The organism is Neobacillus ginsengisoli (assembly GCF_030813055.1).
Genome location: NZ_JAUSTW010000004.1, coordinates 110,333 through 129,616 on the forward strand (window position 1 = coordinate 110,333; position 19,284 = coordinate 129,616).

At 37.9% G+C, this 19,284-nt stretch carries 16 protein-coding genes; 3 read left to right on the forward strand and 13 right to left on the reverse strand.

Annotated elements, in window-relative coordinates; genetic code table 11:
• Nucleotides 1-345: 345 nt before the first annotated feature.
• Together J2S10_RS12935 and J2S10_RS12940 are read right to left on the reverse strand one after the other, a co-directional pair.
• Nucleotides 346-1,773, reverse strand: a complete 1,428-nt coding sequence (locus J2S10_RS12935; RefSeq protein WP_370876197.1) for an amino acid permease — start codon at nt 1,771-1,773, stop codon at nt 346-348.
• Between the two features lie 81 nt (nt 1,774-1,854).
• Nucleotides 1,855-3,543 carry a M20/M25/M40 family metallo-hydrolase gene (locus J2S10_RS12940; protein WP_307408328.1) on the reverse strand — a complete coding sequence of 563 codons (1,689 nt, stop codon included), beginning with the start codon at nt 3,541-3,543 and terminating at the stop codon, nt 1,855-1,857.
• Between the two features lie 453 nt (nt 3,544-3,996).
• Between J2S10_RS12940 and J2S10_RS12945 the strand changes: the two genes are divergently transcribed.
• Nucleotides 3,997-4,647 carry a GntR family transcriptional regulator gene (locus J2S10_RS12945; RefSeq protein WP_307408330.1) on the forward strand — a complete coding sequence of 217 codons (651 nt, stop codon included), beginning with the start codon at nt 3,997-3,999 and terminating at the stop codon, nt 4,645-4,647.
• A gap of 126 nt (nt 4,648-4,773) precedes the next feature.
• Nucleotides 4,774-5,301 carry a GNAT family N-acetyltransferase gene (locus tag J2S10_RS12950; RefSeq protein WP_307408331.1) on the forward strand — a complete coding sequence of 176 codons (528 nt, stop codon included), beginning with the start codon at nt 4,774-4,776 and terminating at the stop codon, nt 5,299-5,301.
• 141 nt (nt 5,302-5,442) lie between these two features.
• On the opposite strand, the gene J2S10_RS12955 is transcribed toward J2S10_RS12950, so the two are convergent.
• The 6 genes from J2S10_RS12955 to J2S10_RS12980 form a co-directional block, all read right to left on the reverse strand.
• On the reverse strand, nt 5,443-6,627 hold the full coding sequence (locus tag J2S10_RS12955) for an aminotransferase A (protein ID WP_307408333.1): 1,185 nt from the start codon (nt 6,625-6,627) through the stop codon (nt 5,443-5,445).
• A 40-nt stretch (nt 6,628-6,667) separates the two neighbouring features.
• On the reverse strand, nt 6,668-7,978 hold the full coding sequence (locus J2S10_RS12960; RefSeq protein ID WP_307408335.1) for an MFS transporter: 1,311 nt from the start codon (nt 7,976-7,978) through the stop codon (nt 6,668-6,670).
• Nucleotides 7,979-8,039: 61 nt separating this feature from the next.
• On the reverse strand, nt 8,040-8,732 hold the full coding sequence (locus J2S10_RS12965; RefSeq protein WP_307408337.1) for an RraA family protein: 693 nt from the start codon (nt 8,730-8,732) through the stop codon (nt 8,040-8,042).
• Between the two features lie 314 nt (nt 8,733-9,046).
• A complete protein-coding gene (locus J2S10_RS12970) occupies nt 9,047-10,048 on the reverse strand; it encodes an LLM class flavin-dependent oxidoreductase (protein WP_307408339.1) in 1,002 nt (333 codons plus the stop codon).
• 169 nt (nt 10,049-10,217) lie between these two features.
• Nucleotides 10,218-10,838, reverse strand: a complete 621-nt coding sequence (locus J2S10_RS12975) for a hypothetical protein (protein ID WP_307408341.1) — start codon at nt 10,836-10,838, stop codon at nt 10,218-10,220.
• Between the two features lie 131 nt (nt 10,839-10,969).
• Nucleotides 10,970-11,695 carry a TerC family protein gene (locus tag J2S10_RS12980; protein WP_307408343.1) on the reverse strand — a complete coding sequence of 242 codons (726 nt, stop codon included), beginning with the start codon at nt 11,693-11,695 and terminating at the stop codon, nt 10,970-10,972.
• A 733-nt stretch (nt 11,696-12,428) separates the two neighbouring features.
• On the opposite strand from J2S10_RS12980, the gene J2S10_RS12985 reads away from it, so the two are divergent.
• The gene (locus tag J2S10_RS12985; RefSeq protein WP_307408346.1) at nt 12,429-13,265 is read left to right on the forward strand and encodes an RMD1 family protein; all 837 of its coding nucleotides are present in this window, start codon (nt 12,429-12,431) and stop codon (nt 13,263-13,265) included.
• 157 nt (nt 13,266-13,422) lie between these two features.
• Here the strand turns inward: J2S10_RS12985 and J2S10_RS12990 are convergent, their stop codons facing one another.
• The 5 genes from J2S10_RS12990 to nirB all read right to left on the reverse strand — a co-directional run bounded on the left by J2S10_RS12990 (nt 13,423) and on the right by nirB (nt 19,092).
• Nucleotides 13,423-13,650 carry a hypothetical protein gene (locus J2S10_RS12990; RefSeq protein ID WP_307408348.1) on the reverse strand — a complete coding sequence of 76 codons (228 nt, stop codon included), beginning with the start codon at nt 13,648-13,650 and terminating at the stop codon, nt 13,423-13,425.
• 204 nt (nt 13,651-13,854) lie between these two features.
• Nucleotides 13,855-15,297 (reverse strand): DHA2 family efflux MFS transporter permease subunit, encoded by a 1,443-nt coding sequence (locus J2S10_RS12995; RefSeq protein WP_307408350.1) that lies wholly within the window; start codon nt 15,295-15,297, stop codon nt 13,855-13,857.
• A gap of 117 nt (nt 15,298-15,414) precedes the next feature.
• Nucleotides 15,415-16,194 (reverse strand): uroporphyrinogen-III C-methyltransferase, encoded by a 780-nt coding sequence (gene cobA / locus J2S10_RS13000; protein WP_307408352.1) that lies wholly within the window; start codon nt 16,192-16,194, stop codon nt 15,415-15,417.
• A gap of 123 nt (nt 16,195-16,317) precedes the next feature.
• A complete protein-coding gene (gene nirD, locus J2S10_RS13005) occupies nt 16,318-16,647 on the reverse strand; it encodes a nitrite reductase small subunit NirD (RefSeq protein WP_307408354.1) in 330 nt (109 codons plus the stop codon).
• Nucleotides 16,648-16,677: 30 nt separating this feature from the next.
• On the reverse strand, nt 16,678-19,092 hold the full coding sequence (nirB, locus tag J2S10_RS13010) for a nitrite reductase large subunit NirB (RefSeq protein WP_307408356.1): 2,415 nt from the start codon (nt 19,090-19,092) through the stop codon (nt 16,678-16,680).
• Between the last annotated feature and the right edge of the window lie 192 nt (nt 19,093-19,284).

A 19,284-nucleotide genomic window follows, 5' to 3' on the forward strand; every position in this document is an offset into this window, starting at 1 on the left:
CAAACTCTCGATCAAAAAATATAAAGCCAAATGTTCCACTTCTTTTACACTTATATCATGCTTAATAACTTATTATCAAACACATGTACACTTGGACATTTATAATTTGTGATAAATCTATTGTAAAAATCGGCAATGTTTATTTTAACGAAAATCGGTCCTGAATGGTATTTTTATAAACAAAAAAGCAGATGGTATAGATTTTTTCTATATCAACTGCTTTTCTATTATACCAACTCCAACCGCGCGACCGCTTCACAATGTCCAGACTGTGTAAACAATTTCTCTAATTGAACAAACAAAAATTTACTTTTAAAAGAACACTATCATCTTCTTTGTCTTTCATTATTGGGCTTTATCCATTAAATTAGATTCATCTGATTGATTTTGAAGATTTTTTTTAATAATCAAATGATAGTAGACATAACAGAAAATAATAAATGGTACGCCGCAATAGATGCCAATTCGTTGGCTTGGAATGAACATGAGAGAGACTAAAATGAGACCGAATAAGACAAACCCAAGAATAGGAACAATTGGATATAAAGGAGTTTTAAACCGTAACTCTTTTACATCTCCGCCCTCAGCGATAAAGCGCTTACGAAATAAAAATTGCGAAGCACAAATCGACATCCACACGACGATTGTGATCATTCCTGAAATCGAGATCAGCCATAAATAGACCGTTTCTGCCGCTACCACACTCGTAAGTAACGAACACGCTGAAATCGAAATGGTAACCAGTAGCGCATTAAATGGTACCCCTTTTTTGGATAATTTCGTTAAACGTGCAGGTCCCATCCCACTTTTTGAAAGAGACCACATCATTCTCGATGCTGCATATAAACCGGAATTCGCAACTGATAAAACAGCCGTTAAAATGACAAAATTCATGAGATCTGCCGAGTAAGGAATACCGATTTTATCTAATACCGCCACAAATGGACTTTCAACAATACCTGCTTTTTGATAGGGAAGAATCGCTACTAACACAAACATAGCTAATACAAAGAAAAACAGTGTTCGCCACACAACATTCCGAATGGAACGTGGAAGCGTTTCCCCTGGATTTTCACTTTCTCCTGCCGCAATCCCGACAAGTTCAGTCCCTTGAAATGAATAATTGACAAGTACCATTGTAAAAAGTACGGCCAGCAGGCCATTGGGAAACAAGCCGTATCCCGTTGTGAAATGGGTAAAGAAGGGTGCAGGTTGTCCATTTTTAAAGTGAACAATGCCAAATACAGCCGCAAAACCAATGGCGATAAATAAGACAATTGCCGTTACTTTAATACTTGAAAACCAAAATTCTGTTTCGGCATAACTACGTGCAGACAACGCGTTGATTGAAAAGATAATGACTCCAAAAATCAAACACCACACCCAAATAGGGATATCAGGGAACCATCGTTTCATTAAAAGGCCTGCAGAGGTAAATTCTAACCCGATAGTATTTGCCCAACTAAACCAATACAACCATCCGATCATAAACCCGGTAGAAGGCCCTAAAAATTTTGTAGCATATACTTGAAACGATCCGGATTCAGGCATCGCAACTGCCAGTTCACCAAGACATAACATAATCAAATACGTTAAGAATCCGCCAATTATATAAGCAAGAATGGCTCCTCCGGGTCCTGCTTGACTAATCGTAAAACCAGAACCTAAAAATAAACCTGTCCCAATGACCCCACCTAATGCAATCATAAAAAGATGCCTACTTTTCATCGTTCGTCTTAATTCATTTTGGTTATCCTCTATATTTATTGCCATTGCCTTCTCCCTCTCTTCCAAAACATTCGTTTATATCTACCGTAACTCCTTTGGAACTATCAACCAAATCCTATTTTTTTATCATCTAGATTGCGTTCTGCATATGGCTGATTGATAACTTTTCAATATATGAACAGATGTTTGTTGTATAAGCTTTGGCAATACATCAAATGTATATGGCTTGTAGACCCGCTCTGTCCATTTGTGACCATCTTTTCCGTATACGCCCATATTTATAGAAGGAATATTTAATTCGCGAATTTCTTGAAATGGAATCGTACCTATTATTTCCCATCCCGGAAAATTTCGAGTAAAGGCTGATAATTCTGCATCCGTTTCATGTATAGATAAAAAGCTCCCATCTGCTAAATAAGGGAAAAACTTTTTGAACGCAAATGTTTCTCCCGTTGAGATTCCTACATTTTCAACCGCCTCTTTTACGATCCCAAGTAATTGTTGATCACGTGTACTTTCGTCTTTCAAATAGTTATGCGGTAAATATGGCGGTGCATAAAAAACAATCACTCTTGCCCGTTGTTCAGGATCTAACTTTTGCAATTCTTCTACTACTTTAAAACACCTCATTCGTAATTCCAGTTGTTCATACTGTTTAAATGTTTCTTGTATACACGGAGAAGGATCGATTCCTTTGTTTATTAAACCTTCCATGTAATCTTCCAAGCTAACAACTTCAATATGCCATGATAGATTTTTCTTCGGTAAATTTGTACGTTTTAAAAACTCTTCATAGTAGCCGGATAGTTGATTTTCTACATAGTCGCAAGCATCTACCGAAACATGAATCAATTGATCCATCACTTCTTTGGCCGTTTTTTCATAGATAAAATAATTAAAATATAAGTAACTGCTCACAGCCGTTTGGACATTGTAAGCTTCTTTCGTGTCACGTTGTTGCAAGCAAGATGGAGGTAAAATTAATTCCCCCTCAATATCTTCTGCCAAATTAATGTTATTGTGAATTCTTCTCGTTAGCTCGGATGCGATTAAGTTGGGATCTATTCCTGCTAATGTATCTCCTACGTGCACTTCACGTCCATATATATAGAAACAAGGCAGCAGCTTTCCTGCGGCTCCTGTGTAAATGTAACGAGTAGAGTCTCCATCGTATAAAGGTGTGATAAAATCCGTATTAATCGCCGCTAAATAATTTAAATTTTTTTCTTTTTTTAAGCGATTTAACTCTTTAGTAGCTGACAGAATGCCTGCATGCTGACTCTCTTCATCAGGGTTTGACATAAATAATAGGTTCCCCGGTAACTGGTTTCTATGTTCTGTGAAATATAACACATTGGCCAAATGCACCGCGATTCCACTTTGCATATCGACAGATCCTCGCCCAAACATCCATTCACCGGATTGGGCATCTTTTTGAACATCTGTATTAAACTCATAAGTAGAAAAATATTTTACTAGTTTATCTGAATCTAAGGCATGTTCTTTTAAGTGTCCGAAATCTTCTATTCCTACGGTATCCATGTGTGCATGAAAGATAAGTGTTTCTTGACTATCACCATTTCCTTTTACAAATGCAAAAATATTTTTCCGACCGAGAGGATCATTGGGAATCAGCTGTTCCCATACTTGGGAGGGATGTTGTTGAAAATAGGGAAAGCTTAGAAGCGATTCTTTTATAAAATCGGCTACTTCCACTTCTCCGCTTGTTCCGTTAATACTATTTATTTTGACAAGTTCACGGGTAAGCATTTCGACTCTTTCAGGCATTTTCATATTGCAAATTCTGTTGTACATACAATTTCCACCTTTCAACTGGTTTTTGATTTTTAATGTTAGCGCTTTATTTTTTTGAATAACAGATTGATGGTTACCATCATATAAATACCCCTATTTTTACAGGTAAAAACTTAAAAACATTAATAAATGTGCATGTTGTATTAAATAGGTATAATATATGTATACAACGTAAATGAGATTAAGTCAATATTTTCTGAATTTTATGTGCTGATAAAAAATTCTTTGATAGGACTTAAAATCCACCATCATCGAAATGCTTCGTTCACCCTATCAACCAAATCACGAAAACTGATATTCTTGATTGGAATTATCATGAAGTTTTGCACTAGTTAAAAACTTAATTATGTATTAAAAAAAAGGTTGTAATGTTAAAATGATAAGTAACTAAATTAAATTTCTTGTTTATGCACTTATTATGTAGTAATAAAAACTGATCGAAGGATAGATAATATGGAAAAAATGCCAGCAAAAAAGGGCTTTTTAAAAGACCATGCTTATGAAATGATAAAAAAACTGCTTATGAACGGTGATTTATCACCTGGAGAATTTCTTTCCGAAGGGTTTTTGAGTGAACAGTTAGGAATGAGTCGTACCCCTATTCGTTCCGCTCTACAGCGTTTAGAGTATGAAGGTATTGTTCGCATTCATCCAAAGCAGGGCATCTATATTTGCGACGTTTCTGTTCAACAAGTAAATGAAGTCTATGAAATAAGAATGGTTTTAGAAACATTTGCAATCAGAAAACTTTCCGATAGTATTAATCAACATCAGGTAAAGGAACTAAAAGAAATTTTAAATCAACAAAACGAACAGATAAAAAATCAAGATCTGTATTTATCTCTAAAATACGATACGGCATTTCATCTTAAAATTATGGAGTTTATAGGAAATAAACAAATGCTTGAGATGTTTAAAAGTATCGAAGAAAAACTAAGTTTTTATGGAAAAAAAGTGTTATCAAAAAAAGTTGACCGCTTGAAGGAAACATATGAGGAACATCTTTTAATTTTAACAGAACTGGAAAAAGGAAATACTGAAGCTGCCGTTCTTCATATGGAAGAGCATATACAAAGAGGTAGAAAAACACTTTTAGGCTCATAATTAAAAGTTAGTTCTGTTCTCAAGTCATGATTTATATCCAGAAAAAATAAAGGTAGAATAAGTGTTTCATTTTTAAATTTATCTCTCAAAGATTTTTTCAGTTTATTTTTTGAAAGGGAAATTAATATGAGTATCCATTATGAAGTTATTTCTGATGATGATATTAGTTGCTTAAAGGATTTATGCAATGAATTAATGTCTTATCAAAAATCTAAATCAACGATTCATTCTGAGTTGTTTGATAGTATGAGTTTTGAAACCAGAATGATTCCTTCTGTCAAGAGTGCTAAAAAGAACTATATTCTAGTAGCTAAAGATGATAATGAAATTGTGGGATATGTGTATAGCAATATTTCATCAAAGGAAACATATTCTAATGTATTTGCTACTTTTTTTGACCTTGATTCCGTAAAAAATGAGGATGTAGGTTGTCTTTCTCAGTTTTATATAAGAGAGGAATATCGAAATAGTGGAATTGGTTCCGTTTTGTTTAATAGGTCTATGGATTGGTTAAGTTCATTTAAGTCAATAAAAGATTTGTTTATCTTTGTATCAAACGGGAACGATAATGCGTTAAAATTCTATCAAGGTAAAGGCTTCAAAGTTAGTCACCAGATACTTGATGGGTTTATTACAGTGTTAAGGAATACTTAATCCCTGAATAAATATATGAGGATCATTTCTCTACTCAAATACAATAGTCCATTCCATTGTGGAATGGACTATTGTATCTGTTTTTACCTACCATGCATTCTTTTACTTACCTCTTCCCCTTTAAATTCAAGATATTAAATCCTATTGATGGTTTCCCACTACCTTTTTGATCTTAAGGGAACGTATAAATTGCTCCATTCTATCTAAAGCTATTTTTAGCTTTTCCATAGAAGTTGCATATGAAATTCTCACAAAACCTTCCCCAAATTCAGAAAATCCATCACCCGGCACAACTGCAACTTTAGCTTCTTGTAATAGGTTCACGGTAAAATCAAACGAATTCATGTTTGTACTTTTAATGGAAGGAAAAACATAAAAGGCCCCTTCTGGTTTGACAACATCAAGTCCCATGTTAGTTAATCGTTCACAAACATAATCTCTTCTTTTCCTATATTCGACAACCATATAATTGGCATCATTAATTCCATGTGTGAGAGCTTCAATTGCTGCGTACTGGCTTATCGTGCTTGCACAGACGGAATTATAAAGATGTACTTTCAACATTTCTTCAGATAAATATGCAGGCGCAAAGATAAAACCAATTCTCCACCCTGTCATCGAATGAGACTTAGCCAGGCCGTTAATAACGATCGTTTTTTCCTTCATTCCTGGAACAGAGGCAATGGAATAATGGTTTTTATCAAAAGTCAGTTCACTGTATATTTCATCTGAAACAACGAAAATATCCTTTTCCTTCAAAAGCCTGGAAATTTCAATAATGTCTTCTTGATCTAACACGATCCCTAAAGGATTCGATGGAGAGCAAAGAACCAGACAGCGAGTTTTTTTCGTTATTTTCCTTTTAATTAACTCTGCATTGATCTTGAATCCATTTTGAGTCACATCTATAAATATTGGTACTGCTCCACACAAACTGATAAGCGGTTCGTACCCTGGATAAATAGGGGCTGGGAGAAGAACTTCGTCTCCTTCTCTCAAAATAGTACGAAAGGTTGTATCAATTGCTTCTGTTGCTCCGTTAGTAACAATGGTTTCCTTTTCTGCATCATAGGAAAGACCATATTTCCGGTGCACAAAGTCACTTGCAGCCTGTCTAAGACTGAGTAAACCAGCATTATGTGTATAGGCCGTTTGATTCTGTCTTATTGCTGAAATTCCTGCTTCTTTAATATGCTCCGGAGTAGGAAAATCAGGCTGACCCAGGGTAAGATTAATAGCATCAGGATAAGCGGTAACCATATTGGAAAATTTTCTAATACTGGGAACCTGAATTTTTGTTACTCTTCTATTGATCGAATTTTCCATTTTTCTCTCCTTTTTAGTTTTACATTCTATTAATGGTTTCCTATTTATTTTCCAATGAAACTAACGGACGGTCCGGCTTAATCAAGAACCATAACAAGCCTGCAAATACGACAGGAATAATGTTGATTAAAAGAGTGGTATTCCACCCCATTTCTTGTGCAAACCATCCACAGAGAATTGGAGATGTGATCCCTCCAATGGATCCCCATGTATTCATCCAACCACTGACGGACCCTGAGAATTCTTGACCCAAGTCGTTTGCTAATGCCCATGAAGCAACGATAGGAAGTCCTAGCGCACCGAGTGCAACTGTTAACCAGACAACGTTTGACCAAGGACTACCGGAGTAAGCAGCTAGATATAGTCCTAAAATGAAAAAGATGAACCCGACTATGGCCATACCTCCGCGGGCAATCATTCGCGAGTTTGTTTTTTGTAGGATTTTGTCTGAAACAGCACCACCGATTAGAACTGAAAAACAGATAGCTAACCAAGGAAAACTTGCGGCAAATCCCATTTCTTTTAAGGAAAAATTACGAACTTCAATTAAATAGGTGGGTAACCATGTTAAAAAGAAAGTGTTCATATAAATCACAACAAGATATTGTACACCTACTGCCCAAAATCGGTAATTTCTTAAATACTGCTTCCAAGGCGCTGATTTTTTCTGACTATTCGAAATACTGCGATTTTCAATAATAAGCATTTTTTCACCTTCGGAAATCCATGGGTGTTGTTCCGGCTTGTCCCGTCCGACAAAATACCAAACCAATGCAACGGCAACACCCATAATACCAAAAATATAAAATACTCCGTGCCAACCAAACCATACCATAATGGCTACTGATATCCCGGGTGCAATAACCGGTCCGAAGAATGAACCAGCCAACAACGCACTGGAAGCACGACCCTTTTCATGCTTTTGAAACCAGTAAGAGTTGAAAACAGCATTCCCCGGATACATGGGCCCTTCACCTGCTCCAAAGAAAAATCTTACAATGCACAATACTATATAATTGGAAGTGACAGCTGTTAATGATGTAAATATCGACCACCATGTAACCGCTACGGTTACAATTTTCCGTGCTCCATACTTTTCGGCTAACAGTCCCCCAGGAATTTGCGCAAAACAATACCCTAAATAAAAGAGTGATGATAATAGTCCAAATTCAACTTTATTCATTCCTAATTCTTTCATCATAGGAATAGCTACAATTGAAATATTAGAACGATCCATGTAAGCAATAAAGCCAACGATGAAAAAAATAACAGCAAGTCCCCAACGCAACCCTATTTTCTTTTCTTTTGTTGGTAACATTTCCAATTGTTTTCCATCTGCTAATCTTCCCATAATAGCCACTCCCTTTTTTAGGATAAATCGTAGAAAAACAGTATAAAAAAATAGTAAATCATTATATCTTCTCTTTAATACTAGTTGATTTTTTCTCCATTTTATCCCATAGTGGATCGAAACGGCGTAGATAATTCTCTGCACCTATCTGTTCTAAATCTTGACGGCGTTTTTCATCTGCTTCTTGTTCATTTTTTCCGATTTCCAGATAGGCTATTGCTTCTTTTTTTGGAACCACTAACAAGCCATCATTGCTTCCGACAATAATATCACCGGGGTTTATAATACAACCTGAAATGGAAACTGGAACGTTAACATCTCCACCAAGACTGTAGACTTTGGTTGTTAAAGGGGAAACAGCATAAGAAAAGACTTTAAATTGTAAATCAATGATCATTTTGGTATCGGTAACCGGACCGTTAATAATGGCAGCAATTGCTCCTTTTTCCATAGCTAGTTTAGTTGTAATCTCCCCCCAGCATGCAAAACGTTCCTCTTCATTCATATCAACCACAACAACATCACCAGGTTGCACAAAATCTAAAGCCTTGTTGACTAATAAACCATCATTTGGAGGAATTCTTACCGTAACTGCCGGTCCTGCAAAATTTCCCTCAATTAGAAATAGCGGTTTAATTTTTCTTGCACTAATTAATTGGAAATTGATACTGTGCCCGAAATCACTTGGTGAAATAGCTCCCAATTTCTTGATCACTTGAGGATCTGGTCTTTGAATTTCAGAAATAATCTTCATCGGCTAATTTTTACCCCTTTCTTCTGTTGTATACAAGTACAAATACATTATATATACAAGAAAGATTAATTGTAAATACTATTATGAAAATTTAGTGAAATTTCAGATTTCGACAAAAACCTCTTAAATTCATTATCGAAACCGATGCATAAAATTTCCCATAAATATAACATTTAATTAAATATGGAAGCATACTCTTCAATTTAAGGGGGGTTTATGCAAAAGGAATTTTCAAATAACAATTCCTCAAAAGCTAAATGTATTTATAAAAAAAGCCATCCATGAATCGGATGGCTTTTTCACATGCTGTATGGTTATTTCCCATCCACCACTTCTTTCAATATTTCAAACGAACGTTTTTGTTTTTCAGGATCAAAAATATAAGACACAGCCATGATTTCATCTACAGCATAGATTTCTTGGAACCGTGTTAATTGCTGGCGGATTGTTTCTTTGCTTCCCAACAATGTCACACTTGACATCGATGACGCCATTTCTTTTTCCATTGGGTTCCACAGCTCGTCCATGTTTTCTACAGGCGGCCGTAACGGATTTTGCGAACCGCGTACGACATTCAGGAAGAATTGATGCTTCGTTGTTGATAAATAGTGCGCCTCTTCATCGGTTTCCGCAGCAATGACATTTAAACAAACCATCATATACGGACGGTCCAAGTATTCAGACGGCTGAAACTGTTTACGATAAATCGAAATCGCTTCCTCCATGAATCTTGGTGCAAAATGGGAAGCAAATACATACGGCAGACCCAAACTGGCCGCTAAATAAGCGGAATCTGTGGACGAACCTAGAATATAAACAGGAATATTCGTGCCGACACCGGGATGGGCCTTCACATAGCCTTGTTGCTCCTCCGATCCGAAATACGTAAGCAAGGCCTTGACATCCTCAGGAAATGTATAAACAGAATCAGCTTTTGATCGTCTTAGGGCATTAGCGGTCATCATATCAGTACCGGGAGCGCGGCCAAGACCTAATTCCACACGATCGGGATAAATTGTTGCCATTGTGCCAAATTGTTCGGCGACAACTAAAGGAGAATGGTTTGGCAGCATGATTCCGCCTGAACCGACACGAATCTGGTTAGTATGTTCTAACGTGTGTTTTATTAATATAGATGTTGCTGAGCTGACAAGTGTCGGAGTATTATGATGCTCGGCAATCCAATATCGTTGATACCCCATTTTCTCTGCCGCTTGCGCAAGCTCCACCATTGCCTCAATGGCTTGTTTAGCAGTCTGTCCTTCACGTATTGGGGCTAAATTTAAAACCGATACAGGTATATGAATAGTTGCCATTCTACATTTTTCCTTTCGTGACGAAGATATACTACTATAGTAACAATCGTAATAAAGAAAACAAACTTAAATGACTTGGTGAATTTTTATAGTTTTACAAAAATGCGCAAAAAGAAAGTGCCGTGACTCTCCGAATGAGGATTGGTCCCAGCACTTATTTAATGATCTATTAACTGTTATTATTAGTGGAGCTTCCAGCTTGTCCATTACCTGTCCAAGGTTTTTGCACTCTAATACTTTTAATTGTCTTTCCATCAGTATCATAATAGATTGATAACGTACTGCCGGTTGTTACTTCATTCAAGCTTAAATTACTTTGAGTCATTCCATTTTGTCCCCTAGTCATTGTCGTCAATGTAACACCATCAGGGATTACAATCGTTTTCTCTTCACCGGTATATTTCTTCACTCTCATTCCGCCTCTTCCGGAACCGCCATTACCGCGACCGGTATACCCGCCATTGCCTGAACCATTACCGCCGCTGTTACCTGTCCCGTTGCCTCCGTTGTTACCTGAACCGCTACCTCCGCTATTGCCTCCATTTTGTCCATTCCGTCTGGACATTTGTGGCATTTCCAGAAGCTTTAAGGTAACTTTATTTCCATTAATTGCAGAGACTTCACCGTAAACATCCGGTTTCTGAAAACCATTCCTATTCGCATTTGCTCCGTTTCCGTTAGTATTGGATGCAGTAGCCGTTTGACTTGAGTCTTGAGAATTGGAACAACCCGCAATAACAAAAATCATCAAGATTGAAACTAATGTTGTAAAAATACGTTTCTTTTTCATTTTCAATACTCCTTTTTTATGTGGTTTTTCAGTAACCTATTATCGTAGATTAATCTTAATTTATCCTTAAAAAATGAAAAAAACCTATTAATCTTACAGATTAATAGGTTGATCATTTAAAAAGGAAAGAATTATATGGTTGTTTCAGAATTTTTTCTAAATAAGTGAACAATAAAGGTTCCAAAGAAAATCGTAATGATTACACTGAATAATACCATTTCATCCATATGGAAACCGAATGCCGACACAATCATTTTTACCCCAATAATGGCAATTAGGACAAACCCAGTGGTTTCGAATTCCGGTACTTTTTCAATCAATGCCAGGAATAATTGAGCGACCCCTCGCATCATTAAAATCCCCAGAATTCCTCCTATAAATAACACCCATTCTTGATTTGATACACCAAAGGCCGCCATTACACTGTCAAAGCTAAACGAAATATCCATTAGCTCCACAGTTAAGACAGTTCTCCAGAAGCTCATTATTTGATTTTGAACCTCGTCTTCTTCATCCTTTTTTAGAAATAAGTTTTGAAAGACAATCAAAAGCAGATAGTGACCGCAGACGATTTTTATCCAAGCAATATGAATTAACGAAACCCCTAAACCAATAACAATCAAGCGAAAAAAATAGGCGCCAAATATCCCATAGAATAGTGCTTTCTTTCGTTGGGCGTTTGGCAGATGCTTCACCATCACCGCTAAAACCAAGGCGTTATCTGCTGATAATAATCCCTCAAGAATAATAAGCGTACTAATAACTCCCCAGCTGGCAGGATCATAAACTACATTTTTAAAAGCCTCTAGTGAAAAAAATGTACTGTAATTATTCATTATTCCTTGTAGGAACTCCATCTGGATTTATATCTCCTTTTTCATTGGTTGATTTACTTCCTGCTTTTATAAGCTATTGCAATTGAAAACTATAAATTGTTTTAGTGCTTGTCCCGGTTTCGTCTTAATTGGATTATTGTTCTCCTTAATCTAAATATATGAAAGGCCATTGAATATATGTGCTAAAAATATTTTCTAGAGATTTTCAGTTAGTTTGAAAGTCCCAAAACTTTGGCATTCAGTTTTCCCTTTTTCTTGAAAAGATTAACAAAATAGGTTCAGTCTGCCGTATTACGAAGTGTGGAGGAATTAAAGCTTCTTTTTCCAGATAAAAAAATTACAACCAATGTGGTTTATGAATGGTGTAGGGTGATTGGGTCTAAGAAGATAATATATAGGATTTTACAGAGAAATTTTAAAATTGTAGGGGCTCGAAATTATGCCTTTTACGAGTGAAAGGCGGCCTGTGTGGTAAACAAACTCTGTCTTTGCTGTTTTGAAGGATAGTTCTTTCTTTAGGTATATGAGTTTTGTCCTTCAAATCCATTTTCAAGGACAGCTCTTCCTTTTCCAAGAACAGTTTTGTCCTGCAAATCCATTTTCAAGGACAGTTTTTCCTTTCCTTAAAACAACTTTGGTCTTCAAATCCACTTCACTCATGAAATCCACAAAAACTCTACATTATAATAAAATGTTTTTGGAAAGAATAGAATTAAAATAAGGCATGACCATTTCGCTGAAAAGAGTGATATTAATGAAGGCAATTACCTTTAAAGCATTTGCCATCACGAATGAAATTGATTTAAACAAAATCGCGATTGACTTCGGGATTCCCAAAAAATTCACCTGGGAAGAGCCATTAATCCTGAAAGGCAACATTTTAAAAAAAATCCTTAATCAAGAGATGGACGAATCGCAAATGGTTCTGGTTTTCTCCTTTGGCAGTGTTGTCTTTATTAATCACACGCACACCGATGAGATTACCAACTTTTTAAACTACATCCAATCCTTCGAACCGGACATTGATTTCAAAAATACAGACAGATATACGGATGATTACAGTCTTCACATCAGTGAAACCGAAAACATCGAGTTGACAGATGAATATGTCGTTGTACCTGAATTTGAGATTTTCTACCCTGAATTAATTTCAACTGTGCTTGCTAAATCGGTGGCACTTGAGAAAACGGAAGAACAACTCGGAAAAATTCACGATAAACTCGAAACCATGATCGACCGGCTGGAAAAAGGCAAGCTGAGAATCGGAAATAAGGAATTGGCAAGGACGACTGCAAAAATTGTAAGGCACGAGTATAACACCCTAGCGTATATCATGATTCTGGATAAACCTGATATTACATGGGCCAGCAGTAATGCCAGCGAATTTTACGACAGGATGACGGAATTTTTTGAATTGAACGATCGGTATAAGATCTTGAAAAGCAAAACAGAAATTTTATATAACATAATGGATGGTTTTTCCACAATCAGCCATTCGATCCGAGGGTTATTTGTTGAATGGATCGTCGTGATTCTCATTGTCATAGAGATTGCTTTGACTATTTTACAAATTGTTGGCTGGTTTTCATGAAAACCGTATAGGTTCAAGAGAAATGTTGCTATTTCATACGAAAACGACCCCCGTTTGAATGAATCCGGGAGTCGTTCTGGATTTCTTCTATTCCGCTACTCTGTGTCCCTATCCGGCTTTTCCTGCTAAGATTCGTGATTTGAATATGGACAGACAACTAAATTTTCTTTTTTACGTCCTCGCGAATTGATTCAATCAAATCTACTGATAGGTCTGCCGGAAGTGATGTGCCATCCTGGAAAACCCAGCTATTCATTATTTCAAGGTCTGCTTTTTTAAATGTGATACTATACTCTTTATGATTATGAGTAAAATCAACTGTCACATATTCTTCACTGGCAAAATCATCATCGATAATCAAGTGATTAATATCATATAGCTTCACACTGTTTTCTCCTTTAATCGTTCATTTATAAAGTATAGAATTTACTTTTTATGAAGGTTTATTCACTTTTAAGGAAGGAATCCATTAAAATGTAAAAGAGGTCCAAGCAATGGACCTCCTAATAATAAATGTAGTTCTACAAATCTTTCTGAATATATTGCTATTTAAATAGTTTTTATCAAACAAAAGCTTGGCGAAAAATTTTTACTCCTGCATTTTGACGCTAACCTTCCTATTTCGCTTTCCTTCCATTTCATTTTCTGACTTTCCGTTATTTTTAATAAAAAAGGAAAGGATGAGACCCAGTAACGAAAGAATCGAAACCACCATAAAGGCCACATTGGCTCCGTACATTTCCGGATAGGAAATCTCCGGGCGCTGCTTTGCTGTTTCGGCCGTTGTTGTCATGACCGTGACAAGAATAGCAGTACCCACTGAGGCAGCGATCATTTTCATCGTATTATCCATGGCAGCTCCATGTGGAATTAACCGTTTTGGCAACTGGTTTAATGCAGATGTTGCGACAGGCATCATGACCATTGAAAGACCAAACATTCTGATCCCGTATAAGGCTGTAATGTAGGTCATTGTAGTGGCAGGGCCTAAATTTGTAAAAGCAAACGAAGAAGCTGTTAAAATCGTTAAGCCGATCATCACTAACCATCTTGCGCCGACTTTATCAAACACTCTCCCTATAATAGGTGCCATCAGCCCGCTAATTAGCGCACCGGGTAATAGTGCCAGACCGGCCTCGAATGCAGAAAATCCCCTCATGTGCTGCATAAATAAAGGTATTATCGTCTCTGCCCCAATTAATCCCATAAAGCCAATCATTCCTATGATAATCGCGAAAGGGAAAATTGAGTATTTAAATACTCCAAATTCAAGCATTGGATGGTTCAATCGTAACTGCCTGAAAATAAACAAGACCAGTGACAACCCGCCGATGCCAAGAGAAAGAAGCGTAGACGAATTTGACCAGCCATAATTTCCTGCACATGAGAATCCATAAAGAAGTCCGCCGAAACCAACCGAAGATAAAAGAATGGAAATAACATCGACTTTTGGTTTGGAAACCTCTGTTACATTTTTTAAAGCGAAATAAGCGACAAAAATATCGATTAGTGCAATAGGAAAAATAATAAAAAATAAAACTCTCCATGAATAATGCGACGTTACCCATCCGGACAATGCCGGACCAATTGCCGGGGCAAATGAAATGACAAGGCCGACCAACCCCATGGCTGCTCCGCGTCTGTTCTTAGGAAAAATCATCAAAAATACCGTTTGCATTAAGGGAAGCATGATCCCTGCTCCGCAAGACTGAATGACCCTTCCAAGTAAGAGTATTTCAAAATTGGGAGCAAATCCCCCCACCAATGTACCGACCGCAAAAATACTCATAGCTGATAAAAACAGCTGTCTTGTTGTAAACCGTTCTAATAGAAATGCACTAACAGGAATCATGATTCCGTTCACCAACATAAAAACAGTTGTAAGCCATTGCGCACTATTGGCAGTTATGTTCATTTCATTCATAATCGGAGGTATTGCTGTGATCATCAGTGTTTGATTCAATATCGCAATGAAAGTTCCTGCAAGCAATAGCGCCACAATTGTGGACTGCTTATTACTTGGTATTGCCATACATCCAACCCCCTAATTCTTTTTCATTTTCATTTCTAAAATGAGAACAAGCATCATCCCTAGCCTTCATTGCTATCGTACTTTTACAGATTACTTGATTTTGCCTTTAAATTCCAATTAAATGCTTTGAAACTCATTCCTTATTTTTTCCGGAATCCAGGATAACTTATTCGAAAGTTTCACAACTTCTCCGATTACAATCATCGCCGGATTGGTAATTTGATTGCTTTTTACCACATCTACGATCGTTTCAAGGGTACCGATAACCGTTCGTTGATAATCTGTTGTTCCTTGTTCTATAACAGCGATAGGAGTATGAGCATCCTTTCCGCAGGATTGCAGCTCACTACAAATATAGGGAAGGTGTTTGATTCCCATGTAAACAGCAAGAGTATCCACACCATTAGCTAAATAATCCCAACGGATGTTATTCGGTTCACCGTTCATACAGTGACCTGTGACCATCGCAAATGAACGGCTAAATTCGCGGTGGGTGACAGGAATTCCCGCATAAGCCGGGACGGCAATTCCTGAGGTAATGCCGGGAACGACTTCAAATTCAATTCCATATTGGACCAGCACTTCCGCTTCTTCACCGCCGCGGCCAAAAATAAACGGGTCCCCTCCTTTTAAGCGTACGACTGTTTTTCCTGCCAATGCTTTTTCCACTAATAATTGGTGAATAGCGTCTTGGGAAACACAATGGTCTCCTGGAGTTTTCCCGCAATAAATGACTTCGGTCTTAGATCTCCCGTATTCCAGCAGTACCGGATTAACCAGTCGATCATATAAAATCACGTCTGCCCGGGCGAGACATTTCATGGCTTTAACAGTAATTAACTCCGGATCGCCGGGACCGGCGCCAACAATATATACTTTTCCCTTTTTTTGTTCCATTTCTTTCTCCGCTCCTCGCTGATGATTATTTGGGTAGACTTTTTACGAACTAACAGACCTATTCCGATAGCGCATAAATGATGAAAGGATGCCCAAATGCTCTTGCTTGGACATCCTCTTTTCTTACAACTCTTCAATAAGAAGGTAAACTTCATCTCCATCTATTATTATTTGATAGGTTTTCACGCAGCCTGTATCCGGCTCCTGAACCTTTCCGTCATCCAGACATATCTTCCAATCGTGCATCGGGCAAAAAACAAATTCGCCGCTCACTATTCCTTCGCTCAAGACCCCGCCTTTATGAGGACAGCGGTTTTCAACCGCACGGATGCTTCCGTTTGACAATTTAAATACTGCTACTTCTATATCTCCAACCCGAACGGTTTTTCCGATCCGATCTTGGAACTCATTGATGGTACCGATGGATAATTTTGTTACGCTTTTGTTAATCATCTGCGGATTTCCCCCTTTAAATGGTGTTCCTTATGACATTACAAGACTCTCAAACAACTCTTTTTTCACTTTTTCATCTTCGACAATTTCCTTCCACGGATCTTTTAGAACCGATAAAGCTTCTTCCATACGGGTACTCAATTCTTTGCGTTTTTCCTGATCATCCAGGACAGAACGGACATGTTCTAATCCAACACGCTCTATCCAGGCTGATGTACGCTCTAAATAGTTGGCCGATTCACGATAATATTGCAAGTAGGCTGATGTAATCTCCATTGCTTCTTCTGCAGTTTTCACTTTGTATAATAGGTCTCCGCCACGGACATGCGTTCCGCCGTTTCCGCCAATATAAATCTCCCAGCCGCCGTCAATCCCGATAAAACCAATATCCTTGAATCCTGATTCAGCGCAGCTTCTCGGGCAAGCGGATACTGCCATTTTTACTTTATGCGGAGTTTGCAGCCCTTCAAATTTCTTTTCCAAATCTATTCCAAGTCCCATTGAGTCTTGAGTTCCGAACCTGCAGAACTGTTCACCAACACAGGTTTTGACAGTACGAAGCGATTTTCCGTAAGCAAACCCGGAAGGCATGTCCAAATCCTTCCATACTTTCGGCAAGTCTTCTTTTTTGACACCCAATAAGTCAATCCGTTGTCCTCCTGTTAATTTGACTAACGGAATTTCAAATTTATCGACAACATCGGCAATGCGCCGTAAATCCTGTGAATTGGTCACACCGCCGTACATACGCGGCACAACAGAGTAGGTACCGTCTTTTTGAATATTTGCGTGCATACGCTCATTGACAAATCGGGATTCTCTTTCATCCTCATATTCTGTTGGATTGACCATTCCTAAATAGTAGTTCAGTGCCGGGCGGCATTTTGAACAGCCCTCCTCCGTGCTCCATCCTAGGACATTCATTACTTCTTTTATATGGGTCAAGCCTTTAGCCCTAATTTCTTCGACAACTTCATCCCGCGATAATGTTGTACAGGTACAAATCGCTTCTTTTTGAACGCTACCATCAAACGTTGAGCCGAGGGTAAGCTGTAATACTTCCGCTACTAGCGGCTTACATCCCCCGCAGGACCTGGAAGCACTTGTACATGCCTTAATTTCATCAACGGATGAACAGCCTTTTTGCTGGATTGCCTGGATAATTGCCCCTTTTGATACACCATTACACCCGCAGATAATTTCCTCATCGTCCATGGCTGCAACTAAGCTTCCGCCTGTTTCTTGTCCGAGCGGCTGTAGAATGGAAACCTTCATCGTATCGGAAATATCTGCTTGTTTTTGAATCATCGAGAATAAACGATTTCCATCACTGCTATCACCGAACAGGACAGCACCGACTAGTTTGTTTCCGCGTAAAACCATTTTCTTGTAGATGTTTTCTTGATCATCAAAGACTTTAATGGCTTTTTTGTCTTCTTCCTCCATAAAGTCCCCAGCTGAAAACACCTCAACACCTGAAACTTTCAATTGTGTGGATAAAACGGAGCCTTGATATGGATTCGTCTCAACCCCGCAAATGTATTTCGCTAACACTTTTCCCTGTTCATACAACGGCGCAACCAACCCGTAAGGTATTCCATTATGCTCGGCACACTCTCCTACCGCGTAAATATCAGGAACATTGGTTTGCAGGTAGTCATTCACAACAATCCCGCGATTAACGGTTATGCCGCTTTGTTTTGCCATTTCTACGTTTGGCTTGATCCCGACGGCCATTATTACTAAGTCCGCTTCCAGTTCCGTTCCGTCGCTAAACCGTAATCCTTCTACGCGATCAGCCCCAAAAATTTCCTTCGTTTGTTTTTCTAATAAAAATGCCATCCCTTGTTTCTCTAATTCTGTTTGTAATAGTTTCCCTGCAGTTGGATCCAATTGACGTTCCATCAAATACGGGGCAAGATGAATGACTGTAACCTCCATACCTAAGTTTAATAGACCCCTTGCTGCTTCCAGCCCAAGCAATCCGCCGCCGATCACTGCCGCTTTTTTATAGTTCTTCGAGGCTTCCAGCATCACTTCGGTATCTTGTATATCCCGAAATGCCGTTACTCCATCCTTATCCGCTCCCGGAATCGGAAGAATAAATGGCACAGATCCTGTTGCTAAAATCAACTCATCATACGGTTCCATTCTTCCTAAGTCGGTTACGACCAGTTTCTTCCCTGAATCTATTTTGATTACCGTTTCTTTGGTTTGTAATTGAATGTTGTTCTCCTTATACCAATCAAAGTCATTTAAGGTAATATCTTTTACATCTGTATCACCTTGCAATACCTTTGAAAGCAGAATTCTATTATAATTCGGATGCGGCTCGCTGCCGAAAATAGTAATCTCAAATAACTCTTTAGATATGTTCAATACCTCTTCAATAGCTCTGACACCTGCCATACCATTTCCTACAAGAACCAACTTTTTCTTCTCCACTTGTCGTTCCTCCCTTAGAAAGTTTCTTTAAAAAATATAGCACAGTTCCTCAAATATATTACCTATCACGTTAGGTTTCCTGACACAGTATTTTTCACTATCTTTAAAATGTTTTGAAAGTTTGAAACCGTCTATTTTTCGGTGACGGCTTTATTACCTTTTATTGATTGGGTTTTAACTTTTCTTCATTAA